22 protein-coding genes are annotated in these 24,848 nt (G+C 49.1%); 9 read left to right on the top strand and 13 right to left on the bottom strand.

Features of this window, described 5'->3' with window-relative positions:
• Positions 1–75 precede the first annotated feature (75 nt).
• The 3 genes from Pan54_RS23410 to Pan54_RS23420 form a co-directional block, all read right to left on the bottom strand.
• Positions 76–942, bottom strand: a complete 867-nt coding sequence (locus Pan54_RS23410; protein WP_146505858.1) for an NAD(P)H-hydrate dehydratase — start codon at positions 940–942, stop codon at positions 76–78.
• 19 nt (positions 943–961) lie between these two features.
• The gene (gene larB, locus Pan54_RS23415; RefSeq protein WP_146505859.1) at positions 962–1,747 is read right to left on the bottom strand and encodes a nickel pincer cofactor biosynthesis protein LarB; all 786 of its coding nucleotides are present in this window, start codon (positions 1,745–1,747) and stop codon (positions 962–964) included.
• Positions 1,748–1,829: 82 nt separating this feature from the next.
• Positions 1,830–2,783, bottom strand: coding sequence for an aldose 1-epimerase (locus Pan54_RS23420; RefSeq protein WP_146505860.1), 954 nt, complete (start codon positions 2,781–2,783; stop codon positions 1,830–1,832).
• Positions 2,784–3,103: 320 nt separating this feature from the next.
• On the opposite strand from Pan54_RS23420, the gene Pan54_RS23425 reads away from it, so the two are divergent.
• Positions 3,104–3,385 (top strand): hypothetical protein, encoded by a 282-nt coding sequence (locus Pan54_RS23425; RefSeq protein ID WP_146505861.1) that lies wholly within the window; start codon positions 3,104–3,106, stop codon positions 3,383–3,385.
• A 97-nt stretch (positions 3,386–3,482) separates the two neighbouring features.
• Here Pan54_RS23425 and Pan54_RS23430 read toward each other — a convergent pair whose 3' ends face one another.
• Both Pan54_RS23430 and Pan54_RS23435 read right to left on the bottom strand, forming a co-directional pair.
• Complete coding sequence (locus Pan54_RS23430; protein ID WP_146505862.1) at positions 3,483–4,244, bottom strand: 3-keto-disaccharide hydrolase; 762 nt, start codon at positions 4,242–4,244, stop codon at positions 3,483–3,485.
• 116 nt (positions 4,245–4,360) lie between these two features.
• The gene (locus Pan54_RS23435; protein WP_146505863.1) at positions 4,361–7,063 is read right to left on the bottom strand and encodes a hypothetical protein; all 2,703 of its coding nucleotides are present in this window, start codon (positions 7,061–7,063) and stop codon (positions 4,361–4,363) included.
• 334 nt (positions 7,064–7,397) lie between these two features.
• Between Pan54_RS23435 and Pan54_RS23440 the strand changes: the two genes are divergently transcribed.
• Positions 7,398–8,186 (top strand): sugar phosphate isomerase/epimerase family protein, encoded by a 789-nt coding sequence (locus Pan54_RS23440; protein WP_146505864.1) that lies wholly within the window; start codon positions 7,398–7,400, stop codon positions 8,184–8,186.
• Positions 8,187–8,266: 80 nt separating this feature from the next.
• Here the strand turns inward: Pan54_RS23440 and Pan54_RS23445 are convergent, their stop codons facing one another.
• The 3 genes from Pan54_RS23445 to Pan54_RS23455 all read right to left on the bottom strand — a co-directional run bounded on the left by Pan54_RS23445 (position 8,267) and on the right by Pan54_RS23455 (position 10,357).
• Positions 8,267–8,614 carry a histidine triad nucleotide-binding protein gene (locus Pan54_RS23445; protein ID WP_146505865.1) on the bottom strand — a complete coding sequence of 116 codons (348 nt, stop codon included), beginning with the start codon at positions 8,612–8,614 and terminating at the stop codon, positions 8,267–8,269.
• A 37-nt stretch (positions 8,615–8,651) separates the two neighbouring features.
• The gene (locus Pan54_RS23450) at positions 8,652–9,503 is read right to left on the bottom strand and encodes a purine-nucleoside phosphorylase (RefSeq protein WP_146505866.1); all 852 of its coding nucleotides are present in this window, start codon (positions 9,501–9,503) and stop codon (positions 8,652–8,654) included.
• A 206-nt stretch (positions 9,504–9,709) separates the two neighbouring features.
• The gene (locus Pan54_RS23455) at positions 9,710–10,357 is read right to left on the bottom strand and encodes a bifunctional 4-hydroxy-2-oxoglutarate aldolase/2-dehydro-3-deoxy-phosphogluconate aldolase (protein ID WP_146505867.1); all 648 of its coding nucleotides are present in this window, start codon (positions 10,355–10,357) and stop codon (positions 9,710–9,712) included.
• A 298-nt stretch (positions 10,358–10,655) separates the two neighbouring features.
• On the opposite strand from Pan54_RS23455, the gene Pan54_RS23460 reads away from it, so the two are divergent.
• Complete coding sequence (locus Pan54_RS23460) at positions 10,656–12,386, top strand: ATP-binding protein (protein ID WP_146505868.1); 1,731 nt, start codon at positions 10,656–10,658, stop codon at positions 12,384–12,386.
• 641 nt (positions 12,387–13,027) lie between these two features.
• Complete coding sequence (locus Pan54_RS23465) at positions 13,028–13,792, top strand: gamma-glutamyl-gamma-aminobutyrate hydrolase family protein (RefSeq protein ID WP_146505869.1); 765 nt, start codon at positions 13,028–13,030, stop codon at positions 13,790–13,792.
• 154 nt (positions 13,793–13,946) lie between these two features.
• On the opposite strand, the gene Pan54_RS23470 is transcribed toward Pan54_RS23465, so the two are convergent.
• A complete protein-coding gene (locus Pan54_RS23470) occupies positions 13,947–14,612 on the bottom strand; it encodes a phosphoribosylanthranilate isomerase (RefSeq protein WP_146505870.1) in 666 nt (221 codons plus the stop codon).
• Between the two features lie 209 nt (positions 14,613–14,821).
• On the opposite strand from Pan54_RS23470, the gene trkA reads away from it, so the two are divergent.
• From trkA to Pan54_RS23490, 4 genes are all read left to right on the top strand, one after another.
• On the top strand, positions 14,822–16,162 hold the full coding sequence (gene trkA / locus Pan54_RS23475; protein ID WP_146505871.1) for a Trk system potassium transporter TrkA: 1,341 nt from the start codon (positions 14,822–14,824) through the stop codon (positions 16,160–16,162).
• A gap of 75 nt (positions 16,163–16,237) precedes the next feature.
• Positions 16,238–16,447: a sulfur carrier protein ThiS gene (gene thiS / locus Pan54_RS23480; protein ID WP_146505872.1), complete on the top strand. Its 210-nt coding sequence runs from the start codon at positions 16,238–16,240 to the stop codon at positions 16,445–16,447.
• 113 nt (positions 16,448–16,560) lie between these two features.
• Positions 16,561–17,391: a thiazole synthase gene (locus Pan54_RS23485; RefSeq protein WP_146505873.1), complete on the top strand. Its 831-nt coding sequence runs from the start codon at positions 16,561–16,563 to the stop codon at positions 17,389–17,391.
• Between the two features lie 527 nt (positions 17,392–17,918).
• The gene (locus Pan54_RS23490) at positions 17,919–18,755 is read left to right on the top strand and encodes a thioredoxin family protein (RefSeq protein WP_146505874.1); all 837 of its coding nucleotides are present in this window, start codon (positions 17,919–17,921) and stop codon (positions 18,753–18,755) included.
• Positions 18,756–18,818: 63 nt separating this feature from the next.
• Here Pan54_RS23490 and trpD read toward each other — a convergent pair whose 3' ends face one another.
• From trpD to Pan54_RS23510, 4 genes are all read right to left on the bottom strand, one after another.
• Positions 18,819–19,853: an anthranilate phosphoribosyltransferase gene (trpD, locus tag Pan54_RS23495; RefSeq protein ID WP_146505875.1), complete on the bottom strand. Its 1,035-nt coding sequence runs from the start codon at positions 19,851–19,853 to the stop codon at positions 18,819–18,821.
• 46 nt (positions 19,854–19,899) lie between these two features.
• Entirely contained in the window at positions 19,900–20,595 is a 696-nt protein-coding gene (gene nth, locus Pan54_RS23500; RefSeq protein WP_146505876.1) for an endonuclease III, read from the bottom strand.
• Positions 20,596–20,797: 202 nt separating this feature from the next.
• On the bottom strand, positions 20,798–22,585 hold the full coding sequence (locus Pan54_RS23505; RefSeq protein WP_146505877.1) for a 30S ribosomal protein S1: 1,788 nt from the start codon (positions 22,583–22,585) through the stop codon (positions 20,798–20,800).
• 286 nt (positions 22,586–22,871) lie between these two features.
• On the bottom strand, positions 22,872–23,594 hold the full coding sequence (locus Pan54_RS23510; RefSeq protein ID WP_146505878.1) for a YggS family pyridoxal phosphate-dependent enzyme: 723 nt from the start codon (positions 23,592–23,594) through the stop codon (positions 22,872–22,874).
• A 259-nt stretch (positions 23,595–23,853) separates the two neighbouring features.
• Between Pan54_RS23510 and Pan54_RS23515 the strand changes: the two genes are divergently transcribed.
• The gene (locus Pan54_RS23515) at positions 23,854–24,801 is read left to right on the top strand and encodes a ribose-phosphate diphosphokinase (protein ID WP_146505879.1); all 948 of its coding nucleotides are present in this window, start codon (positions 23,854–23,856) and stop codon (positions 24,799–24,801) included.
• Positions 24,802–24,848 lie beyond the last annotated feature (47 nt).

Genomic DNA, 24,848 nt, shown 5'->3' on the forward strand with positions numbered 1-24,848 from the left:
CAAAGTGCCAAGTCTGCTCGGGATTACACGATTCTCTGTTTCAGACAAACTTCAAGCCTGTCTAACTTGATCAGATCAGTGCAATCGATAACGGTGGATGGCCTCCGCAACAGCCAAAGGTAAATCGGAAGCGATCAGGCCGTCTTCTCCAATTTTTTCCGCAATGATTTCCGCAGCCGATCCATGCAAATAAACCCCCACGCGAGTGGCATCGAAGGGTGACAGGCCTTGAGCAATCAACGAAGTGATGACACCCGTTAAGACATCGCCCGTTCCACCAGTTGCCAGTCCACTGTTGCCGGTCATGTTGACGAAGACCGTTTGCCCATCGGTGACTACGGTTTGATGGCCTTTCAGGACCACTATACACTGCTGCTTCTCGGCAAATTCTGCTGCGATCTCTTCCCGATTCTGCTGAACCGTTTTGGCATCCGTCTTTGTGAGCCGTCCCATCTCACCGGGATGCGGCGTGAGAATTCTCGGTCCATTGGGTTTGGGAAGTCCATCCGGCAAACGGGAGAGCGCATTCAAGCCGTCCGCATCAATCACAAGAGGCTGCTCGGTTGTCGCGTACAGATCGAGGAGCAGTAATTCAGTGTCGCGAGAAGAACCTAAACCGGGGCCAATTGCGATGGCATGAGCAGAATTCATTTGCTCGCGGATTCGAGAATTCGCCTCGTAAGAAATTCGGCCGTCCTCATCTTCGGGTAAACCGATTGTGAGATAAGAGGGTTCAAAACTGGCGATAATTCCCTGACTCGATTCCGGGCACGCCAGAAAAGCCAGTCCGCATCCTGTTCGTAGAGCAGCGATGCCGGATAGGGCAATCGATCCCGCCATGCCACGGGAACCACCAATCAACAGGACGGTCCCATACGATCCCTTGTGCGAATCCTGATCTCGCGTGGGTAAGGCTGGCAACGATTCTAAATGACTTCTCATTGAAAAGTTCCTTGTAAATTTAATTTGAGGAATCAGATTGCGAGGCGATCAAACCGGCCAGATATCCTCCTTTGAATCCACCATCGATATTCACCGTGCAAACATTAGCGGCACAACTGTTTAACATACCAAGCAGGGCAGAGAGTCCACCAAAATTGGCTCCATAGCCGACGCTCGTTGGCACGGCGATTACCGGACAGGCGACCCAGCCTCCAACCACAGAAGGGAGCGCCCCTTCCATGCCAGCCACCACCACAATTGCTTTGGCAGACTCCAATTTCGGTAATGACTTTAATAACCGATGCGGACCAGCAACACCAGCATCGTAAATGACGCCTGGCTCGAAGTTCATCCAACGCAACGTCTCAGCGGCTTCTTCGGCAACGGGGCGATCTGTTGTGCCAGCGGTAACAACACATGTGCCAGACTTCGACATTTCTGCTGCATTCTCGGAGACCATCAACCGAAGCGTTCGAGCGATCGGATTCCAGTTCACATCTGGTAGTTTTGTCAGAACGACTTCAGCCTGAGCCTCTTCGACGCGTGTCGCCAGGCAATTTTGCCCAACGGAGATTAATTTTCTGAAGGCTTCCACAATCACTTCTGCTGGTTTACCAGCCCCGTAGATGGCTTCTGGAAATCCACAGCGTTTCTGACGATCGATATCCAGGTCCAGATCGATTGTTTCAGATTTCGTGCTTTGATCAGCAACTTCAATCTGCTGCATGGCAGAGGCAACATCGAGAGACCCACTGGCAACAGCTTCGAGCAACGTGGACAGGTTCAGGGAATCGGAATTACTCATGAGTTCTTGATTCAATCAACAAGGACATCTGTTTTCAGGGGGGCTTCGCTGCGTTTCGACCCCAGCCACCCACTTGCGTTGGTTATGCCATAATTGGTTCGACACGGATGTCGATCCACGTATGATGTTCGGCTCCTGGGGCGAGTGTTTCCCAGCCACATTCGATGCCTTTGGCGGTTAAATTAATCGCATCCGTCGGACAGGTATAGGGTTCGAGGCAAACCGCATTCCGTCCCGGCGGCGTGAAGACGACGAGTTCCCGAAACCGCCCATCACATTCCTGAACTGTTTGCAGCCCTGCACCTTCATCGACTACAGCGCACTTGAGTGTTTTTCCATCGGGCTTGAGATCGGTCAGAACGTCATCGAGCTTTAAGGCAGAATAATATGCTCCATCTGTCAAATCGTTCGCTTCGGTGACGGGGACTCTTTCTCCTGTCGGAATATAATTCTCCAGTTTCCATTGCTGGTGAGCGGGGGCTTCAAGGAGACAATGCTCAACCGAACTGCCATCCGAAAGTGGGATTTTGAAATAGGCATGCGTTCCGAAACCCCAAGGCAGCGGTTTGCTATCGGGATTTTTAAAGGTGAACTGGGATTTGAGAGCATTGCCACGCAGTAAATACGTGCATTGAATGATGAAATCGGCGGGCCAGAATTCGAGTCGATCCGGTGCGTCTTTGCTCAGTTGGAATTCTGCAGTGACCGAACTTTCGGTCTGCTCAGTGACTCTCCACGGGCGATCCAGACAAAAACCATGAATGAAATGGGCACCGGGATTCGGGGTCGGCAGTTGATACGTTTTTCCATCCCAGGAAAACTTGCCGGCATCAATTCGATTCGGAAACGGGAACAGAATTGGAATTCCACAACGGCTCGGTTTGACATTCCCTTCAGCAAAGTTTTCGTCCGCATCGAGCACTTCAATCGTTTGCCCTTGAACCGTGACGGAAAACTGAAACAGATTGAATCCCAACTCCGGCAGTACTTGAGCCTGACTTCCTGAAGTGGTATCGCTAATCGTAATAGCTGGCATCGGCTGACTTTCCCTGAGAAATAGAATGCAAGAATTATACGGGTAAGTGATTGCCTCGATTATCTTTTTACTTTTGCCTGAAATAATCGATGCAATATGACAATGTTGTATAAAGTCAAAAACGATTCTTACAAGCACGAAGCGCGAGCGAGTGAGTGTAGAAACCGTGCGACACACTCGCTCGCGCTTCGTGCTTGTAATTTCAATTCAGAATGTTAATAACGGATGATATTTCTTGTGTTCGTGCTACAAATATTACTTTCGTGAGTTCCGTTCCACACAGCGAACATGATGCACATCGTTAGCATAGCAGATCATAAATGGATTACGAAGACAGCGACTACGATGACGATTGGGATGACGACTACGGAGACGATGACGACGATGAAGTCGACACGATCCCCTGTCCGGAATGTGGAACCGATGTGTATGAAGAGTCTTCCATCTGCCCCAACTGCGGCTGCTACCTGCATGATGGATATGCGGGAGGAAGCTATTATCCGTGGTACACTTTCGGCGGTGCACTGCGGGAATGGGCTCCCTTCTGGCTGTTTCTAGCCGTCTGTGGGGTCATTATCACCATTTTTATGCTGATGGTTTGAGAAAATACAAGCACGAAGTTCAAGCGAGTTTGTTAATTGGCATTGGACTCACTCACTTGCGCTTCGTGCTTGTGTGTGATTTCCTCAAATTACCGACTTAAGACTTTTCCGCAGGCTGATCTTCCCGAGCTGGCAATTGTTCGACATTGCGAATCCAGATATTTCGGAAGCGGACATTGTTGCCATGATTCTGAATATGAATAGGCAGTTTGTCATCATGCTTATTATATTCAGGCGGCTTGTGCCAGAATGTTCCGCCTTGTAGCTCGACATGATTCTGAATCAGCACGCCATTATGCAGCACGGTGAAAGCCGCAGGTGCTTCGACGGAACCATCCTCATGAAAGCGGGGAGCGGTGAAAATGATGTCATAGGTCTGCCATTCCCCAGGAGGGCGAGTGGCATTGACCAGCGGTGGATACTGCTTGTAAATCGAGCCGCACTGGCCATCGAAATAAGTTTCATTCTCGTAAGAATCGAGTATCTGAACTTCGTATTGCTGCATGAAATAGACACCGCTGTTACCGCGTCCCTGCCCATTCCCGGAAACTTTTTCGGGTGAAGCCCATTCGATATGCAGTTGGCAATCGCCAAACTTTTCTTTGGTGGTGATCCCCTGCTTTCCGCCGGCTTCGACAAAGCCGTCTTTCACTTTCCAGCCTTTGCCTTCATTCCAGGAGGAGAGGTCGGTGCCATCGAATAATACGATAGCATCGGCAGGCGGAGTATCCGCATCGCCAGGGGCAACGACCTGGGGTTCAATCCACGGAATCCCGCTTTTCCATTCCTGCAACAGGACGGCACCGGTGAACAGGCAGCTAGCAATTAGAGCGATTGATAATAATCCAAAGCGACGCATTAGAATTCCTCTCAAGTTTAAACGGACTTCGCATTAGCAAATCAGTTTAACTCGCGAGGGCAACAGGTCGCAATTGTGGGACTGGGAATGGCCAGTGTTCAGAGGCCAGTGTATTTTCAACCTTCAACACTATTCACTACCCTGGGCCGCTCCAACAGTTTCAGCACCTGCTCTTCATTGAGCAATTCGTTCAATGTTCGTGCGCCATTTTTCTGATCGGCACGTAGCCAGAGGTCTTTCGCTTCCAGTTTATCGAACTCAGGGATCAGATAAACCACTTTTCGAGTTTGGCCACTGACCAGACTCGGCATGTTATTGGTATGACGCCTCCGTCCACGAATGAGCAGATTACAGCGAAAATCAAGTACCTCGGGGGGATTGGTTTCGTTTGTGATGATCTGTTCGACAATCACCTGGCCATGATCGGATTTCAATAAGCGGACTTCCATATGGACATCGCCCATCCCGACCAGATAGTCTCGGTAAACTCGAAATGGGAAATTTAGCCCCGAACCGCCCAGGTCAAATTCGATGGCCATCAGCTGTTCGCCAATAGCCGTTTGAGACGGGAGCTTAACAGAAAAGGGAAGCTCGATCTGCTCTCCAGCGTCTGAAGAGAGTGTCTGCTTGCGAGGCGTAAATTCCCAACCATAATTCGGTACTATCTGTACGTTCCCCTGAATACTCCATGGAAAGGCATTCGTCACAAGGAGCGTATCTTCATGCTCAGCTGCAGAACTGGCAATCCGCCCTTTTTGAAATTTGACACCCATCCGCCAGCGTGCCAACTCGGCTGAGCAGCCTGTTAAAATTGTGGGAACAGATGAGACTTCAATTATTTGCCGTCCGTTAATCGGTGAACTGGCAACGATTGTTTTCTCTCCCCAGACACTATGAATAGAAACTTGATCCCCCAGATAGATCTCTTCGGTCACAGGATCATCATTCCACATCACGATTGTGGCTTCATTGTCTCGCAGAAAAACGTGATTCGTGCTGCGATTCGGTAATTGAATCGAGCCCGCATATTTACTGCCATTTAATGCCAGCGTTACTGTTCTCCAAGGCAAAAATAAATCGGAGGGAGAGCCATCCTGATTCAACAGTCCATATTCCGGATCGAATACATCATAGGCAAAGACCAGGTCAGCTCCGCTGCGTTTGGCGTCAATCATGCGTCGAACCAGATTATTGGCTCGCTGATGAGGATCTGTCTGATGAATTCTGTCATCGGCTTTGACAATCGTCCACGCCTCAAATCCACTGGAGTGGATCGCTTCGACATTGCTCTGGATTTGTTCATAGGACGTATTTTCGTCGAAAATCAACGTCAAAAAGTTTTTCGAAACCAATTGATTTTTCAGAACTGGAGAATCGATATTCCAGCGAACTCCCAGTTGTCGGATCTGTCCAATCCGCTGTAACTCTTTGCGAATGCCATCCAATGATCCCTCGAAATTGGGCATCCCGACGAAACTCGAATCGAGATCATTTCCCAGTTGCCAACGTGTGACCGTCGGGGAATACAACGCCATCACCTGATTGGCGGCTTGTCTCCAGACGATGGGAGGAGAAGTGAATAACTCACTAATCCCAGTCCATTCCTCAGTAAATTTATCGCGAATCTCTGTTGGTGGATTGACTAACATCCCAATCGGAATGATCGACTGATTCCGCAGACCGGTCAGCAATTGGCCGGTCTCGCTGGATTGCTGCGAATAGGCCAGCTTCCAGACAGGGATCTTCACCCAGTTAATTCCCGATTCCCGCGTAATGTCCAGCAAATCATTCGCAGAAATCCCATGCTGGGCTCCCGATAGATTCCAGCCGAATTCTCCTTTCTCTGGAGATTTTCCTTTGAGGTTCATTACGGCAAACGAAGTCCACTGACTGACAATTTCAACATCGTTCCGCAACAAGGTCGCTCTGACCCGGTAGTATCCTGGAGGATAAACAGGCAATTCCCAGAAAGTTTCTCCCGTGTTTTCCGACTCGGTCGACTCCTCGATCATCGCCTGAGTAATTACTGTGCTCGTCTGATCGAGTAATTTTCCATAAACGTCCTCACTGTGTAGTTTCAATTCATAATGAAACTCTTCCTCTTCGTACTCTGTATCGAGTCCCGTTGCAGAGGATTCAATCGTGACACGAGCATCGGATTGTCGAAAGTGAGTTTCGAAATCGCTGGCCAGTTTGAGGCGCGGGAGTTTACCGATGCAAATATTATCGAACCATGCCACCCCTGTGATATCGTTTTTGCTGCTGCTGATCAAATGGCAGCCCACCACGACATATCGAACATTCTCGTCAGGAATCAGTGGTTCGAGTTGAAGATGACTCCAATCTTTATGCGTCCCTGAAACAGGATTTGTCACAATACGATGAATCCGTTGCTTGCGCTGATTCAAAAACGAAAACGTGACGACCGCGGCATTATATTTTAAGCCCCTTGTCAGTACCGAAGCGCTCATCACATAAGAGTGCTTGGCATCAATCGAGATTGGTTTCGAATAATAAGCCGCATTGCTGCCATTGGCTTCGATCTGCAGACTCCGTCGTCCTTCGGCTGCCTGTGTGTAGTCGATCTCGGCAAACACATAGTCGCGAAAGTCCGGCCCTTTGCGACGCATCCAGTCATCGGGCAGACGGTCGTAATCCCGATCCTGCTCTTCTTCAAACCCAAACCTGGCGATTGGAATCGACCCACTCGTAATATGAATTCCATTTGAAAACTGCCCCGATGACGAAGCCGCGCAGGCCGTCGACACGTTCGCAAATGCGAATATGATCAGAACAAAGATATGAGCAAAAGTTTTCATCTGGAGAATTTGAGTTCTGAGGTCATTTGTGAAGCTGATTTTTGAACCACGGATGGCCACAGATCAACCCAGCACGGCTGGATTGATCTGTGGTTCACGACAATTGAAATCAAATAAATATTTGATTAACGAGAAACTTCCTGAGAAGGATTTCCTGGAGTCTGTATTCAGCAGGATGTTCTCTTTCTAAAATCGACCGTTCAGTCAGCTCGATAGCAATTGCCAGCGAAACAGAGGGCTGGGATGATCCTGCCAACTCTGCCGATTATTGCGGTATTGCACATCGATCTGACTTCACTGACTATCTCTGCACATTCCACCATGAACAGACACAATGGAAAATCAGTTCTCCGTCACCACCAGTTCACTCAACCTGCCTTTAAAGGCGGCACTGAAATTGATCGCTCAATTGCCAGTGTCCGGTATCCGCTGTGATGCCCGGACCGAATTGAAGCCTCGGGAGATCTCGCAAACCGGAAAGCGAGATTTGCTCAAAGCTCTCAATGAGTACGGTTTAAAAATGACCGCCCTTAACTTCACCATTCGGCGTTCATTTTTCGAAGAAGCCGATTTGGATGCCCGGATTGCGGCGACTCGGGAAGCGATGGAATTGACGGCTCAACTCAAAGCTCGGCACCTCTGCCTGAAGATTGGCGAGATTCCCGATCCCGAACATCGCAGTTATTCGGTGCTGCAGCAATCCATCGATGATCTGGCTCGTTATGGAAATCATATTGGTGTCGTGCTGACGATCATTCCAATTGGCAAGTCGCCACAGGTGCTCAAAGAGTTTCTGGCGACGATTCGCTCCGGACCGACAGCCATCGATTTCGATCCCTCACGATATATGCTCGGCGGGCACGATCCCATTGATGCCCTTCGAGAACTGTATCAATCTATCGAGCAATTTACGGCTCGAGATGCCGTCCGCGATTATTCAGGTGGTGGTGAAGAAACGCAATTAGGACGCGGCGAAATCGTGTGGGATGAAATGCTCGCCACTCTGTTCGAAGTCGGATATCGGGGCAGCCTGAATATACAACGCACAGCAGGCGAGAACCGCTTTGAAGATATCAAAAACGCAATCGGGTATCTGGGGAATGTCGCCGGGGAGTTGTGGTAATGCACTTGTGAGCTTTGTCTGTCATTTGATATGTGCCAATGCTGACTTGCCCAGCAGTTTTGATTTCGGAATCACTTCCATCAGCCCGGTGGCCAGGTCAGTTTGCGTTTGCCGAGGAGATGGAAGTGCATGTGATAAACATCCTGTCCTCCATCTGGTCCGGTATTGAGGACTGTTCGAAATCCGTTATCCAGTCCTTCCTGCAGGGCCACATCTTTCAATACCAGCAATAAATGCCCCAGCAGAACCCGATCGTCATCGGTCGCCTCTGCTAATGAGGGTATCGGCTTTTTGGGGATCACTAAAATATGAACCGGAGCCTGAGGATTAATATCGCGAAATGCCAGGCAAAGATCATCTTCAAAGATAATGTCAGCTGGAATCTCCCGATCAATGATTTTTTCAAAGAGTGTTTTCTGTTCGGTCATGATATTTTCTCCTTATGGATGGTATTGCGTTTCCCATTCAAGGAAACAATTCGCTTTTCATGGTTCTACTTTCGTGCTGAATCAAGCCATCGATAATGATGCGAACATTTCGAGAAGCCTGATGAGCGACATCAATCACTTCCTGACCAGTCACGGGAGTCAGTGCATCGGGCAGGCAGACATTCGTAACGGTCGATAATCCCACCACGCGCGTTCCACCATGCACGGCGACTAGTGTTTCCGGGACCGTGGACATGCCGACGACGTCCCCTCCAATCGCCCGGAAAAACCGATATTCCGCGCGCGTTTCGTAATTGGGACCTTTCACGCCGACATACACTCCCCGCTGAGCAGAAATGTTTTTCTGACGCGCAATTTCCAGAGCTTTTTCAAGGAGAGGAGGATCGTAGGGTCTGCTCATATCTGGAAAACGGGGGCCGAGGTCTTCGTCATTCCAGCCGGCGAGCGGGTTATCCCCCATCAGATTGATATGGTCATCAATGACAATAATCTGTCCCGGATGATGCTGAGGATGCATACCTCCGCTGGCACTGGTCACGATTAACAGATCTACCCCCAAAGCCTGCATCACACGAACAGGATATGTGATCTCGGCAAGAGTGTAACCTTCGTAAAAGTGCAATCGTCCCTGCATGGCGACAATAGGCGCCTGGTTCCACTTGCCGCATAAAAACCGACCAGCATGACCCAGTGCGGTCGAAAGAACGAAGTGCGGTAGGTCTGCAAATTCATAAGCCGCTTCAATCGTTAAGGCTTCAGAAAGTTTGCCCAATCCGCTACCGCAAATAATCCCGATACGAGGCTCTCTGGTCCATTGCCCACGAATGACCTCGAGTGTTTCCTGAATCCGTTCCTGTAATCCGTGCATAATGCTTCGTGTCTATTTCAGAGATTGCGAATTGTGTTTCCTCGTTCCCAAGGAGGACCTTGGGAACAAGTTGAATCTGGGGTGGCGGGGGCGCTCCGCTTTAGCGGAAGCCCCGGAAGTTCTACGATTCGGGGCTTCTCTTCGAGTGCGCCCCCGCCACCCGGGTTTTCATAACAACTGGAATGAATTCAATATTGAGTATTATGTTAAGCTGATTGAATCGATTGAATCACATCCACAAACTTCCGGGCTTCGGCTTCAACAGCAGCGAAGTTTTTTTCTTTCAGCCATTCTTTTTTCAAGAGGGCTCCCCCGATTCCGACGGCACAGGCACCGGCTGCGAAAAACTCGTGGATGGTGTCGAGTTCCACGCCGCCAGTTGGCATCATGCGGATTTGCGGGAGTGGGCCTTTGAGGTTTTTCAGATATTTGGGACCAATTGGATCTGAAGGAAACAGCTTGACGATATCGGCTCCCGACTGCCAGGCGTGCACAATTTCGGTCGGCGTGAATGCTCCAGGGACGATTGGTTTGCCATAGCGTTTGCACATCTTAATGATCTCGACATCGGTATGCGGAGAGACGATAAAATCGGCTCCAGCAAGGATGACAAGACGTGCGGTTTCTGCATCGAGAACGGTGCCAGCTCCTAAGAGAATATCCTCAGGAAGTTGTTGACGGACTTCTTCGAGAATTCGCAGTGCATTGGGAACGGTCATTGTGATTTCAATCGACCTGATTCCGCCAGCTGCAATCGCTTTGCATAAATCGATCAATAAAGCAGAATCATCAACCCGTAAAATGGCGACCAGACGGTCTTCTAATAACCGATGAAGTATTTGTGCGTGATCCATTGATGACATTCCTGCCTGTAGTTGAACAAATTAGTTGAACAAATTATCTGTGATTTCAGAAATAATGATCCCTCAATCCTATCGTTTTGAGAGTAGCATAATCGTTGAGCAGTCTCTGCGGAATTGAGTCCTCGTTTTTCAGTGTTCACAAATACAGTAGCAGGGTAGGAATAAATAAAGTCTGAGCTCAAAAGCCATTTCTGATGATTTCCAGACGGGCATTGATTACCATTGAACGATCATTAGAGCCAGGGCGAAGTCAGTAGTTAATTCTCTCATTGCAAGTGTGGAAAAAGACATGCAGGATCGTGAAGCATCATTACTGGTCATTGAAGGAAGCGATCAAGGGACTCGCTTCATGTTGACCGGAGAAATGCTGATCGGTCGGGGAACTCAGCATCCCATTCGCGTGCTCGATACCGAAGCCTCCCGCACACATGCCCGGATTCGGCCTGAAGCGGAAGGCTGGATCCTGGAAGACCTGAACAGTTCCAACGGAACGTTCGTCAATGGTCATAAAATCAAATCCACAGTACTGGAATCTGGCGATCAAGTTCGCCTGGGACGCACCACACTCGTTTATGCAATCCGCTCTCCCGATCGTTCCTCAATCGCGCATGTCGATCTGGTTGGAGGAAGCTCTCAACATGGGCACTCTCAAATCATCCGCACCTTTTCTCCTCAGCAATCGACAACTCAAGGAAAAGATGTTCCGGTCGATCATAGCAATCTGCTGCCCGATGATGTGCTTTATGTGATTGGCGAAATTGCCGAGCAGGCGGTGCGTCCTTCAATGACTTTGTCCGAATTGCTCGATCGCGTTTTGCGAATGATTTTGAAAACGATTCATGCCGATCGAGGTTGTATCCTTTTAATCGATACCGATTCCGGTATGGTCGTGCCACAGTCTTCGGTCAGTTCGATTGAGGTGAAGTCTTCCGCCTCCGCTGTTCAGGCTCGCATGCCGATTTCAAAATCGATTGTCGACTACGTCATCAAAACCGGGAACTCGGTTCGTTCGACCGATCCATTGCACGACACCCGTTTCGATCCCGGTCAAAGCATTCTGCAAGCTGGTGTCAAAGAAGCATTGTGTGTGCCGATGCTTGGTCGGATGACATTGCTCGGAGCGATCTATCTGGATGTGACAGAGCCAGACGGTGGCACGCGCAATTTGAATGATCGCTCGGAGCAACATCTCACCGATCAGAAACTTCGACTGCTCACCGCAGTGGCTCGACAATGTGCACTGGCCATCGAAAACTTCCGCTATCAGCAGTCCTTAGTCGATGCGGAACGACTGGCGGCGATTGGCCAGACGATTGCCACGTTGAGCCATCACATCAAAAATATTCTGCAGGGAGTACGGGGAGGAAGTTACCTCATCGACATCGGCCTCAAACAGGATCAGCGGGATTTGATTCTCAAAGGTTGGAAACTGGTCGAAAAGAATCAGGACAAAATCTACAACCTCGTCATGGATATGCTCACATTCAGCAAGGAACGCACACCGAGCATTGAAGTCGCCTCAGCTAACGATGTCGTTCATGATGTATTTGAATTGATGGAGCAGCATGCTCAAGAATATGGAGTTCAATTATCGTACATTCCCGATCCGGAAATGCCCAAGTCGACCTTTGATCCGGAAGCGATCCATCGAGCTGTGCTAAATATCGTAACCAACGCCATCGATGCTGCGGAGCACTCTGAGGGTAAAGGGCAGGTGGAACTGACAACCCGCTTCGACACCGCTGAAGATCAGATTGTGATCGAAGTGACCGATAACGGTCCCGGCATCCCCAACGAGGTGAAAGAGCGAATCTTCAACGTCTTTGAATCGACAAAAGGAGCCAGCGGCACCGGGATTGGACTGGCCGTCAGCCGAAAAATCATGCGAGAACATGGCGGAGACATCGTCGTCGGCGATGCTCCCGTTCAAGGTGCCCGGTTTATTCTGCACTGGCCATTTTCCAATGAAGCGGTTGCTGAACACCATGCCGGAATCCGGACGATGTCGGATGTCGAGTGAAGTCGCTGGGTATGCTTCGAATACGGTTTCAAATCGTTCTCGGTTGCTTCTGGAATCGTTCTGAAAACCTTCCTGTCTATGAGCAAAGTCTTGCCGAGCACTGCGACGATCGCAAATGCAGTCAAGAAATTCCGCAATGTTAATCTACAAATGCCCTATTTAACTGTGTAATACGCTCTGAGACTATTGAACGCGATCAAGCGTCAGTCTGAAAATGTTGACATCTGAGAAATATCGAGTTGATATTGAATGCCCCAGCCTCCACAAGATGTAGTGGTTTAGAAAGTATTCTTCACAAAATGAACGAATTGCTTTACAGCTGCGATTTACGTTTGTAAAACATGCTCACTTCATCGAATTGATCTTGACGAGCCCGTAAGGATGCGGGGAGGGACGATGAAGAAAACGCAATTTATGATGATTCGATTCAGGACTTGTCAGGGACGATAAGTATGTCGATGTTCTTTACCTGGTCAGACAATTTGCTGCCGTCTGATCCGAACTTCGCAACAGTTTTCGTGCTTTGAGTTTGTTTTGCTTTCAATCTGATTAACTTGCACGCATCAATTTCATTCATGCAGTTTGATTTGTATGAGATTTTGAAGTTGGTGTGTAGAGCAGTTTCATGGAAGGAACGACCGATGACAACGAAGCCTATTATTGGAATGAACTGTGATTTTCGACCAGCCCGCAAAGATGCCACGGCTCTGAGCTGGATCAACACCGGATACTACGACACAATCACAGCTGGAGGCGGTATCCCGCTCATCGCTCCGCCATATGCTGATGACAATGACCTTAAGCAATTCCTCAACATGGTCGATGGAATTGTTCTTACAGGCTGCAAGCTCGATCTGGATCCCGTCGCAATTGGATTGGAAAAACATCCTGCGACGCGACAGATGCCCAACCGTCGGGAAGATTTTGACCGACGTCTGGCCAAAATGGCTTACGATCTGAAAATTCCCGTGCTCGCCATCGGTTCCGGCATGCAACTGATGAATGTCATTTGTGGCGGCACCTTATTCAATGATCTTCAGGAAGGCGTTGCTCGACCACTACAGCACCGCGACTCTGTGGAAAGCACACTGCGACACGTTCTGGAAATCGTTCCCGGAACCCGCATGGACGACATTTACGGACCTGGTGAAATTCGCGTCAATAGCGATCATCACATGGCTGTCGATCAACTCGCTGCTCCTTTCAAAGTGGGAGCAACAACGCCCGATGGGATCATCGAAGCTTATGAAACCATCAGCGACGACTGGTTCTGCCTGGGAGTTCAGTTCCATCCCGAATCCGACAGTGCCTCTGCTCTCGATATGCAAGTGATCGAAGCGTTCATGGAATCCTGCAAAGAGCCGGTTCCAGAATTCCTTAGCTTCACACAAGGCCGTGCTGCCTAGTTGAACTGTATTACCATCAAAATAAAAAATGCGGAGCCCGATTATCGAGGCTCCGCTTTTTTTGTAGTTGAAGATTGAGGGACCAAACGAGCAATCTTAACCCGAAGCGTCAGCGAGGGGACGGCATCCCTCTAATAAAACGACTCCTCTCCGATCAAATGGCTGACACCGCATTCTTTAAAAACTGCTCTACCAGCTGAGGATTTTTCTGGTCGTCCTGTTCTACGCCGCTGGCGACATCAACTCCCCAGGGATGGACGATTGAAATCGCTTCTGCAATATTTTCGGGAACCAACCCCCCCGCAAGAATCAATTTCGGGAGCTTTTCCTGATCATAGTCTCTGGCCAGCGATGCCCAGTCGACCGTTTTGCCACTGCCGCCGTAGAGTCCGGGAACGCGGGCATCGATCAGGCAAGCAGTGATGGAAATCTGATTCCGTAGGAGAGAATCCAATTGACTCAATAATGGAGAAATTCCTTCGTTGCCCAATCGGTACACCCAGATCAACGAATGATCTCTGAGAGGATCGAGATCTTCGGGCTGATAATCTCCATGTAGTTGAACATGAGTCAGGAGAAGCTCATTAGCGATCTCTGCAATTTCCTTGGGAGTTTGATCAACAAAGACACCAACACGTTCAATCGGATCTGAGATTTTCAGGATGATTTCTCGTGCCAGTTCCCTTGTTACCGAACGTGGGGATTTCTGGTAGAAGTTTAATCCAATGGCAGCAGGCTGAAACTGCGAAACCATTTCGGCATCCTGTATTGATCGGATTCCACAGATTTTAATCCACAGTGGGCAAGCTGTTTCGTCCATTGAATTCACAGTTCTGTCGCGGTCTGGTGTTGTGTATTTGTGAAGAGAATGTCAGGTTATTAAACTGACACTGCGAATAGTTGTTAACTCAATCCTTCACGATGAGAATTTGTTTTACACAGGCTGACAGCTTTGAGCAATTACGAATCCAATTTTTAGACAGACTTTCAATCATAGCGATACCGGTTGAATTCTGATCAGGTCACGGAATGAATGTCGTCATATTAGGTGCGGGGACCGTTGGGGCATCCATCGCAGCTTTGTTGTGTGAAAATCAACATAATGTCCGGCTGGTCGACTCCAGTAAAGAAGCCCTGGCTCGATCGGGGGAAGATCTCGATGTGCAGACAATTCATGGCTCTGGGTGCGATGCCGTAACTCTGTTTCAAGCGGATGTCCTCAATGCCGATCTTTGCCTGGCGGTCACCAGTGATGATGAAACGAATCTGGTAGGAGCCTCGTTATGTAGTGCAATGGGGTCTAAACGCAGCATTGCCAGAATTTTTGACCCCAGATATCTTGATTACAGTACCTTTGATTATCGTCGCCATTTTAAAATAGACAATCTGCTTTCTCTGGAAAAATTAACTGGCCTCGAACTTGCCAAAGCCATTCGCGCTAACGGTTTGTTCAAACTGGAAACGTTCGCACGCGGTGGAGTCGAAATTCACGAAGTCGAAGTGCAGGAAGGCTCTCGCGAAGTTGGAGTTCCACTTAGAGACATCAAAATGCCAGCTAATGTTCGCATTGGACTGGTGACAAGCAGCGGGCGTTCCTATATCCCACATGCCGATGATGCATTTGGTGTCGGGGATCGAATTACCCTGGTTGGTGAGCGAGATGTTTTACGGAGCGTCGTCAAGATGTTTCAGATTAAAGCTCCTCCCCGGCTCGATGTGATCATCGCCGGTGGCGGAAAGGTGGGATACTATCTGGCGAAAACGCTCGAAGGGGAGAGGTATCGCGTCACAATAATGGAGTCGGATGAGGAGCGTTGCCAATATTTGGCCAGAAGTTTGCCGAAGGCGACCATTCTGCTGGCCGATGCAACCAGTCAGGCAGAAATGCGGGAAGCCCGGGTCGGGTTTGCCGATATCTTTGTCGCTTCGACGGGACGGGATGAAGACAATATTATTTGCGGTGTCGAAGCACGGGAATTGGGAACTGCAAGAATTTTGAGCGTTGTCCGTCGTCCCGACTATGTGAATGTTCTCGAAAAATTGCAGATCGATACAGCCGTCAGCCCACGCGAAGTTATGGCACGGCAGATATTGGGGATGGTCTCCGGTGGACCATTGCTCGCTTCCGAAGAGACGGCAGATGGAGAGGTCTTGATTTGGGAACTCGAAGTCAAAAAGAATTCGCCAGTCACGAAATTGCCGCTTAAAGAACTTTCTCTGTCCAAAACCTTATTGGCTGCGATTGTCCGCGATGATTTTGTGAAAGTTCCGACCGCAGAAGATGTCCTCAAGCCGGGGGATTCTGCAGTAGTGCTGGTGAACAAATCTCAAGCCTCCGAAGCGATTAAATTGTTTATTCCATCGCCGTAAATTGTTTGATCACATTGCGTTCCGCCATTAACGATAACAATCATTTTTGAATCGCCTGTTCCATACGAAAAATCCATGTCTACGATCTCCATTACACTCAACGGCCAGGAAACCTCCATTCCAGAGAACACTTCCATTAGCGATCTCCTCGAACAACGGGCTCTGGATTCTCGTTATCTGGCCGTCGAAAGAAATCGGGAACTTGTGCCGCGGCGTCAGCATCGTGAATGTCAGTTGCAATCAGGAGATGAAATTGAAATTGTGACGCTTGTTGGCGGTGGATGAATAATCTCGCAGGTCAGGCAGTACCTGACATGATTAACCATGAACGTCTAAATTCGTCAGGCACAGTCTGACCAACAGATTCTGAATCAGTCATTAACACGAATCAATAAATTATGTCCGAGTCTAAAAAAACAGAGGCCTCTCTCGTTATCGGGAGTCATTCCTTTACCTCGCGTTTAATTGTCGGTACAGGAAAGTACGATACCTTTGACACGATGCGGGATTGCCTGGAAATCTCGGGAGCGGAAGTGATTACTGTCGCCGTTCGCAGAGATCGCCTGATCGATTCTGAAGGTCGCAATATTCTCGACTATATCGATCTGAAGCGCTACACGATTCTTCCGAACACGGCTGGCTGTTTTAATGCCGACGATGCCGTGCGTGTGGCGCGACTGGGGCGGGAAATTCTTGAAGGTCTGGAAAACCCGGGAGCCGATTGGGTCAAGCTCGAAGTCCTTGGTGATAAGAAAACACTATTACCCGATCCGCTCGCGACTCTGCAGGCCACAGAAAAACTTGTCGCTGAGGGTTTTCAGGTGCTCGTCTACACGACAGACGATCCCATGACGGCTCGTCGACTACAGGAAGCAGGAGCAAGTTCGGTCATGCCGGCAGGCAGTCCAATCGGCAGTGGTCAGGGGATTTTGAATCCCAATAATATTCGCATCTGTCTGGAATATCTCAAAGAACACGATTCCAGTTATCCAGTCATTGTCGATGCCGGCGTCGGCACGGCTAGCGACGTTTGCTTCGCGATGGAGTTGGGAGTTGATGGTGTTTTGCTGAATACTGGCATTGCAGGCGCAGCAGACCCACGAAAGATGGCCAGAGCGATGAAGTTGGCTTGTCAGTCTGGTCGCGATGCGGCAGGGGCGGGTCGAATTCCACGAAAATTGTACGCAACGGCATCCAGCCCAGAAATCGGTCAGATAAAATTGGGATAGGTCTTTCACTCCGGGCACTTCCTGATAGAGGCCTTGCCATTCAGGGCATATCCGCTATCATCCCGGCCAATTCCGATCAGAAGTATTCCTGTTAAAAAGTAGGAAATTACTTCGATTTATCGCTGGTACAGATGTTCTCTCTTTACTATTATCTCCATCTTAACATTTTATGTTCTCCGTTCTTGTGCGAGTTATTTCACGCGAACGAACACGACAATCCAATGACTTTATCAATTGCCGGATGCTATTGAGCCCTCAGCAGGATGCTCTCCCAAATTATGAAACCAGATATGGTTTCCAATCAGAATCTTTCAACGTGGATGTATTTCATTTCACAGAAAGTGATAACGCTACTGGTCATAATGGAACAAACTCGTAGTATTCATCAGCTTGTTTGGTGATCTACGAGAGATGATCAACATGCTTGCTCGTAAGCGGGCATGTAAACGGCAGGAGAATTTTCGGACACCATCCGACGAAGGGAATATTGTCTACCCCTTCGAACTTCAGGAATATAAGGAGAGAAGATGTCAAAATTAACACGTAATGCTACGTATTTACTCGCCACATGTGTTGCCCTGGTGGGGTTGATGGAGAGTGCAGTTCAGGCAGGCAGTCTGAAATGGGAATCTGACTACGATAAGGCTAAAAAGCAGGCAGTTGTGGAATCAAAGCCGCTTCTGATCATGTTCACCGCTTCCTGGTGCGGACCTTGCAAGCGAATGAAAAGTTCAACGCTTTCCAACAGCAAAATCGAGCACGAAATTGAAGCCAATTTCATCCCTGTAATGATCGACACAGATGATAATCCAGGTGTCACTCGAAAATTCGGCGTGAGTGCGATGCCAACAATTGCTGTGGTTGATCCCACAACCGAAAAAGCCGAAAAAGTTCGTGGTTATCAGGGAACAAGCGAGTTTTTGTCTTTCCTGGACAGAAACAAGTCGGAAATTAATCTCGCCTCAGCCACCGAACTGGTCATGGAAGAAGGCAACGGCGAAGTGCTTGCAGAAGACTGCCTCGTCAGTGCGATTGAAGAGCACAAGCTTGTCGACGGCGACAAAAAGTTCTCCAGCACACACGATGGCTATGTCGTTTATTTTGCATCAGCAGAGAACAAAAAGAAGTTCGATCAGAATCCAGAAAAATTCTGGCCGGAACTCTCCGGGAACTGCCCGGTTCACTTGGCAGAAACCGGAAAACTGATGCGTGGCGAAGTCCGTTGGGTCGTGTCTTTTGACAACAAACTTTACATGTGTCATTCAAAATCACACGCTGACAAATTCGTGCAGGCACCTGCGAAGTTTATCGCAACTGCAATGACTAAAATCAGTGCCAAAGGCTCTGAAGCGGCTCTGCGATAATTCGCGGATTCCGCTCCACTCGATGATATGTTTAAAGCAGGCCTCTAAGCCGAGGCCTGCTTTTTATGTTGGCGTTGCAAAGGCTTGTGTGAACTTGCTCAATTCCTCAAGTTTCTTTCGCGCCATTCCGGAGTCGATCGCATTCTGAACTTGTTCGACTCCTTCTTTGAGCGTGCTGACTTTCCGACTCGTCCACAATGCGGCAGCAGCGTTAGCGACGGCGATATTTCTGGCTGGCCCTGCTTGACCGGCTAAAATTCCTTGAATCATTTTTGCCGATTCGATTGCCGAATGAACCTGAATCTCTCCGACCTCACAGGCTTGCAGTCCAAATTCTCCTGGTGTCCAGATCAACTCCGTAATCTGGTTGTTCTCCACAAGATAAACCGTCGTCGTTCCCCACAGGCAAACTTCATCCAACTCATTGTTCCCGCATACGACAGCTGTACGTTCTGTGCCGAGCGTACATAACGCTTCTGCCAGTTTCCTGGCCCATTCGTTACGAATCGTCCCTACCAGTTGAAACTCGGCTCGTGCAGGATTTGTCAGTGGGCCCAGCATGTTGAATATGGTTCGTGTTTTCAGAGCTTTGCGAATTGGAACCACATGCTTCATCGCCTGATGCAGTAATGGTGCAAAGCAGAAACCAATCTGGACGGCTTCAATACATTGATCGACTTGCTCGGGAGTCAGCGTGATTGCCACACCGAGTTGTTCCAACACATCGGCACTTCCACTCGTGCTCGAAACGGAGCGATTACCATGCTTGGCCACACTCATTCCTGAAGAGGCACACAGTATGGCAGCCGCGGTGCTGATGTTGAATGTGTGCAGTCCATCTCCACCTGTCCCGCAAGTGTCGAGAAGTCCTGCTCCAGATTCGCGAATCGGCGTGCACTTTTCACGCATCACCCGAGCAGCCCCAGCTATTTCAGAGACACTTTCTCCTCGACTTGCCAAAACAGATAGAAACCCGGCAGTCTGATACGGGTCACTCAAGCCATCCATCAATTCATTCACAACTCCCCGCATCTGCTCTTCGGAAAGAATTGCCCCTTTGAGGACATCGTGATAAGCCGTCTGCAGCAAGTCGTTCATGGGTCAAATCGATGTGAAAGTGTTGTGAAGTAATTAGGATTCCACTTTATGATTTTGTGCTGAGCACTGGCAAGCCAACTCGCGGACAGATCGTCAGCATGGGGCACTCCTCACACTTTGGTCGGCGGGCAATACACGTTTGCCGACCCAGGCGAATCAGTCGGTGAGAGAAATTGATCCATTCCTCCTCCGGCAGTCGTTGCATCAAATCCTGTTCGATTTTTTCGGGCGTCACCTCAGAGGTCAACCCGAGTAACTGCGAAATCCGTCGAACATGAGTATCAACAACAACGCCCGAAGGAATTCCAAACCAGGTTCCCAGAACCACATTAGCCGTTTTGCGTCCAACACCGGGAAGAGCCGTTAAGTCGGAAAGTGTCTCTGGTATGACTCCGGCATGCTGCTCAACCACTCCTTTGGCCATGCCAATTAAGTTTGTTGCCTTGGCTCGAAAGAATCCCAGCGAATGGATAATCTTCTCGACATCCGCTTGTTTTGCCTTGGACAGTAAAAACGGATCGGGATACTTTTTGAACAGTTTTGGTGTGACCTGATTGACGCGTGCGTCGGTACATTGAGCAGAAAGAATGGTCGCGACCAGCAGTTCGTAAGCGTTGTGGTGAATCAATTCACATTCGACATGAGGATAGTTCTCCTGCAATTGATCGACGACAGCTGTCACATGTTCGGGAGAGACACGTCGTTTGCGCCGGCGTTTCACCGTACTTTTTTTTACGGGCATGCCAGTAGACTTTCTTCATACCCGGAGGCTAACCGCACTTATCTCATGCAGGAACGGATTAACTTCCTTCTCTCTGGGGAGAAGGTGGCCGAAGGCCGGATGAGGGGATTCCTGCGACGTTCATATTACAATTCACACGGATTCCCTCACCAACCCTCTCCCGGAGGGAGAGGGGACACGACAATAGAGTAGCCGTGACCGACTACTTACTAAAATCAGTCGGATTTCCAAAAAGTCCGCCGCCCGAACCGCTGCTGGTTCCACCCCTGAGAGTTTCACGGCGTTTCTCGGCTTCTTCGCGGAACTTCTGCATGTCTGCCGCTTCGGCTTCCCGTTTGGCGACTTCTTCTGGCGAGAGTTGCGGCTTCGGTTTGACCGCTTTAATCGACAGGGAAATTCGACGTTTGTTCTTATTAACTTCCAGAACTTTCGCTTCGATTTCCTGACCAACTTTTACAACTTCACCCACGTGATTCACGCGTTTGAAGTCCAACTCACTGATATGAACCAGCCCTTCGAGACCCGGCTCGATTTCCACAAACGCACCAAAATCGGTCGTCTTTTTGACGATCCCCTTGATGACTGTCCCTTTCGGATATTTTTGATCCGCATATTCCCAGGGATTTGCCAGAAGTTGCTTCATTCCCAAGCTGATCTTTTTCTTACCACGATCGAGACTCAGGATTTTGACTTCGACCTGATCGCCTTCGGAAATCACATCGGAAGGGTGATTGACACGAGTCCAGCTCATTTCTCGAACATGAACTAATCCATCCAGCCCACCGATATCGACGAATGCGCCGTAATCTTTAACCGATTTGACAATCCCCGTTCTCTGCTCTCCCTCTGCGATTGTTTCCCAGACCTTAGCTTCGTTTGCTTTACGTTCTTCCTGCATAATCGACTTGCGGCTGACAATCAGATTTCGCTTCTTGGGATTAACGTCAATTACTCGAACAGTCATCTTTTGACCGACATACGTTTCGAGATCACCCACAAAGCCAAGGTCGACCTGACCAGCTGGCATAAAGCCTTTCAACTGACTCACAATAACCGAGAGTCCGCCTTTGTTCGTTTTTTCAACCGTACATTCGACAATCTGTCCGGGGGCCAATGAGTTCCAGTCGCCGCCGGCACGATGGACGGCTGAAGGAAGAGCCAGTTCAATAATCCCTTCGGCTTCATTAACCGACCCAACCATCACTTCAATTTCACTGCCAACTTCCGGGATTTTATCGTCTTCGATATTTCGACGAGCCAGAATTCCAGAAGAACGATAGCCGATATCAATCAGCAATTGTTCTTCATCAACGGATTCCACTTTACCTTTTAATTTCGTTCCCGGTTCGAGTTCACTGTCATCCTTGGGGGTTCCTGTGGATGAGTTGCTTGAATTTTGAGTGGCATCGCTGCCAGCCGGTGAACCGGACATCGCAGCGGCCAGTTGAGATTCGAGGTCGCCATCGAGATCTTCTAATGCAGGGATTTCTACTGGTCCCTGGTTTGGTACGGCTTCTGCAGAATTAGATTGCTGCGGAGTACCTGCCTGTGAAGACGAAGACTCATTCAAATCCCGCATAGTCCCGGAATTGATCGACGGTTTTGCTTTTGCCTGGCTGGCATCGACCGTGGGATTGAGTTCAAACTTGCGGGCAGGTTCTTCGGCGGCTGGATCAGTCGTTGTTTTCTCAGAAACCGGTTCAGGAGTTGTCTCATTCGCCGCCGGAGCTTCTGCTACAGATTCCGTAGCCGGTGCGGGCTGTTGGGCAGCCGGTTCCTCTGCGACAGGTTCGGGGGCAGGCGTAGAATCGGTTGTCGTTTCAACCTGTTCTTCCTCTCGAGGAGGGTTGGCTGGGGAAACAGCCTCCGGCTCACTCGGTGTCGCCGCGGACGGGTCGGCAGCCGACTCCTCGGTGCGATTAGGATTGTTTTCGACATCCGCCTGTTGTGTGGTCTCGCTATCCGATACCGGTTGTTCTTCCAAACTCATGAGATCTCTGATCTGACCAACGTCAGTAAACTAAAGGAAATTGATAGACACCATCATCGATGAACGTCAGGTGAACTGCGAAATTGTAACAGATTGAAAGGATTCAATCCCCTCTTCGCTTACTCAGATTCTAACATGACTTCAAATCCAACGAAAAGCATAGGCACGTAATTAAGTGAAGGATTTCAAAAAACATGTCTGATAAAATAGCGAAGTTCTGCAACCAATTCTTCTGAAATTTAATCAATACGATGTAAAAGCAACAAGGACAGGGTGGTGATTTGCTCTACGAAGTTAATCCACGATACAGTTTCGAACCGACCCGCACCATCGTCGCCCCCTCTTCGATCGCGATTTCAAAATCTCCCGACATACCCATCGAAAGCTCCGGCAATTGAAGTTCAGCAGGGAGTTTTTGACGAGCCTGGTCACGTAATATTCGAAGTTCGCGAAAAACATTGCGAATGATGTTTTCGTCCTCGGTATCAGGTGCCATCGTCATCAATCCCAATACCCGACAATGGTTAAGCGACTTAATCCGTTCGACTTCCTCAAGAAAATCTTCAGGCGCAAATCCGGATTTCTGCTCTTCTCCGGAAATGTTAATTTGTAGCAGGAGTGGTGTTGTCAACTGGAGTTCGGCTGAGATTTCTTCGATCCGATCGAGCAATCGCCAGCTATCAATGGAATGAATCCATGCCCCGGATTCAACGACAGGTCGCACTTTATTACGCTGCAAATGTCCGATTTGATGCCAGTTGAGATCTTTGACTTCTGCCAGCCAGACTTTTCTTTGAGCCAACTGCTGCGGACGGCTCTCTCCGAAATTCCTGCATCCCAGTTCAACCAGTGCCTCAATCCATTCCGGTTCCGCATATTTTGTCACGGCAATCAGTTTGGGAATATTGATGCGAAATTCACTCCTTACAACAGCTGCTTGCATACGCTGTTGAATGTCGAGCAAATTCCGACGAATAATTTCCATGATGTTTGAAGAGGATGTCATCATTTTTTAGTAATTAATAGCAGAATATCAACTTGTAAAGCAGTATTGAGAGATTGTTTCATTTGAACGACCTCTGAGTTTACACGCCAGTTCCTACAGAATGGAGTCCAGGGCTGCTAAGATTGACGTGACTTGAAAAAAACGGTGCAGGCGGGAAAATTGAATTTCGCTCGAACTCTCACAAACATTAAGGTTAGGCAAATTCTGTCGATCTGTTTTCGTAATTAATAGTTTGCGAGACATGAAAAGAATTGAAACAGCGATGTACGATCAATTAAGTCTATTGAGCGGCCGTGCCAATCCGGCTCTCGCCCGGGAAATCGCCGGGTATCTGGGTGTGGAAATGGCTGCAGTGGCGATTGGCGACTTCCCGGATGGTGAGCTCAGTATACGGCTGGAGCAGAATATTCGCGGGCGGGACGTCTTCATTGTCCAGCCGACCAGTCCGCCCGTCAACGACCATCTGATGGAACTGCTCATCCTGATTGATGCCTGCAAACGAGCCAGTGCCGAACGAATTACCTGTGTGATTCCTTATTTCGGATACGCCCGACAGGATCGCAAGGATGCCGGTCGTGTGCCAATCACTTCCAAGCTCGTTGCTAATTTAATTACGAAGGCGGGTGCAGATCGCGTATTAACGGTCGATTTGCATGCGGCTCAAATTCAGGGATTTTTCGATGTCCCGGTCGATCACCTGTATGCTGCCCCAGTGATTGATCAATATTTTCAATCGCTGGAACTCGATCCAGAGCAGATCGTTGTGATGAGTCCCGATGAAGGAAGCATTAAACGGGCATTGCAGCATGTCGACAAGCTGGGAGGCTCGCTTGTGATTATTGATAAACGCCGAGCCAATGCGATGGAAACAAAGCAGGCCAATTTAATAGGTGGTCCTATCGAAGGGAAAACGGTTTTCATTTTTGATGACATGATAGCAACCGCGGGCTCGATTTGTGGAGCTGCCCGAGTGGCCAAGCAACATGGGGCAAGCAATGTGTTTGTCACTGCCACGCACGGCGTGTTATGTGGCCCTGCTCCTGAGCGGTTAGCCGAGGCTCCGATCAGTGAAATTGTTGTGACCAACAGCATCGCCTTAAAACCGGAGCAGCAACTTCCGAATCTTAAAACCATTACCATCGCCCCCCTGCTTGGAGAAGCGATACGTCGAATTCATCGTAATGAATCGGTTAGTTATCTCTTTGCATGATTTAATAGATTTGTAGGTCAGGCTATGCCTGATGACCTACGGCTCAA

The sequence above is a fragment of the Rubinisphaera italica genome, from assembly GCF_007859715.1.
In the GTDB taxonomy this organism is placed as follows: Bacteria; Planctomycetota; Planctomycetia; order Planctomycetales; family Planctomycetaceae; genus Rubinisphaera; species Rubinisphaera italica.

What these genes read in the sequence shown, in the direction of transcription:
- Pan54_RS23410 (WP_146505858.1), bottom strand. Translation starts at nt 942, where the DNA reads ATGAGAAGTCATTTAGAATCGTTGCCAGCCTTACCCACGCGAGATCAG.
- larB (WP_146505859.1), bottom strand. Translation starts at nt 1,747, where the DNA reads ATGAGTAATTCCGATTCCCTGAACCTGTCCACGTTGCTCGAAGCTGTT.
- Pan54_RS23420 (WP_146505860.1), bottom strand. Translation starts at nt 2,783, where the DNA reads ATGCCAGCTATTACGATTAGCGATACCACTTCAGGAAGTCAGGCTCAA.
- Pan54_RS23425 (WP_146505861.1), top strand. Translation starts at nt 3,104, where the DNA reads ATGGATTACGAAGACAGCGACTACGATGACGATTGGGATGACGACTAC.
- Pan54_RS23430 (WP_146505862.1), bottom strand. Translation starts at nt 4,244, where the DNA reads ATGCGTCGCTTTGGATTATTATCAATCGCTCTAATTGCTAGCTGCCTG.
- Pan54_RS23435 (WP_146505863.1), bottom strand. Translation starts at nt 7,063, where the DNA reads ATGAAAACTTTTGCTCATATCTTTGTTCTGATCATATTCGCATTTGCG.
- Pan54_RS23440 (WP_146505864.1), top strand. Translation starts at nt 7,398, where the DNA reads ATGGAAAATCAGTTCTCCGTCACCACCAGTTCACTCAACCTGCCTTTA.
- Pan54_RS23445 (WP_146505865.1), bottom strand. Translation starts at nt 8,614, where the DNA reads ATGACCGAACAGAAAACACTCTTTGAAAAAATCATTGATCGGGAGATT.
- Pan54_RS23450 (WP_146505866.1), bottom strand. Translation starts at nt 9,503, where the DNA reads ATGCACGGATTACAGGAACGGATTCAGGAAACACTCGAGGTCATTCGT.
- Pan54_RS23455 (WP_146505867.1), bottom strand. Translation starts at nt 10,357, where the DNA reads ATGGATCACGCACAAATACTTCATCGGTTATTAGAAGACCGTCTGGTC.
- Pan54_RS23460 (WP_146505868.1), top strand. Translation starts at nt 10,656, where the DNA reads ATGCAGGATCGTGAAGCATCATTACTGGTCATTGAAGGAAGCGATCAA.
- Pan54_RS23465 (WP_146505869.1), top strand. Translation starts at nt 13,028, where the DNA reads ATGACAACGAAGCCTATTATTGGAATGAACTGTGATTTTCGACCAGCC.
- Pan54_RS23470 (WP_146505870.1), bottom strand. Translation starts at nt 14,612, where the DNA reads ATGGACGAAACAGCTTGCCCACTGTGGATTAAAATCTGTGGAATCCGA.
- trkA (WP_146505871.1), top strand. Translation starts at nt 14,822, where the DNA reads ATGAATGTCGTCATATTAGGTGCGGGGACCGTTGGGGCATCCATCGCA.
- thiS (WP_146505872.1), top strand. Translation starts at nt 16,238, where the DNA reads ATGTCTACGATCTCCATTACACTCAACGGCCAGGAAACCTCCATTCCA.
- Pan54_RS23485 (WP_146505873.1), top strand. Translation starts at nt 16,561, where the DNA reads ATGTCCGAGTCTAAAAAAACAGAGGCCTCTCTCGTTATCGGGAGTCAT.
- Pan54_RS23490 (WP_146505874.1), top strand. Translation starts at nt 17,919, where the DNA reads ATGTCAAAATTAACACGTAATGCTACGTATTTACTCGCCACATGTGTT.
- trpD (WP_146505875.1), bottom strand. Translation starts at nt 19,853, where the DNA reads ATGAACGACTTGCTGCAGACGGCTTATCACGATGTCCTCAAAGGGGCA.
- nth (WP_146505876.1), bottom strand. Translation starts at nt 20,595, where the DNA reads ATGCCCGTAAAAAAAAGTACGGTGAAACGCCGGCGCAAACGACGTGTC.
- Pan54_RS23505 (WP_146505877.1), bottom strand. Translation starts at nt 22,585, where the DNA reads ATGAGTTTGGAAGAACAACCGGTATCGGATAGCGAGACCACACAACAG.
- Pan54_RS23510 (WP_146505878.1), bottom strand. Translation starts at nt 23,594, where the DNA reads ATGATGACATCCTCTTCAAACATCATGGAAATTATTCGTCGGAATTTG.
- Pan54_RS23515 (WP_146505879.1), top strand. Translation starts at nt 23,854, where the DNA reads ATGTACGATCAATTAAGTCTATTGAGCGGCCGTGCCAATCCGGCTCTC.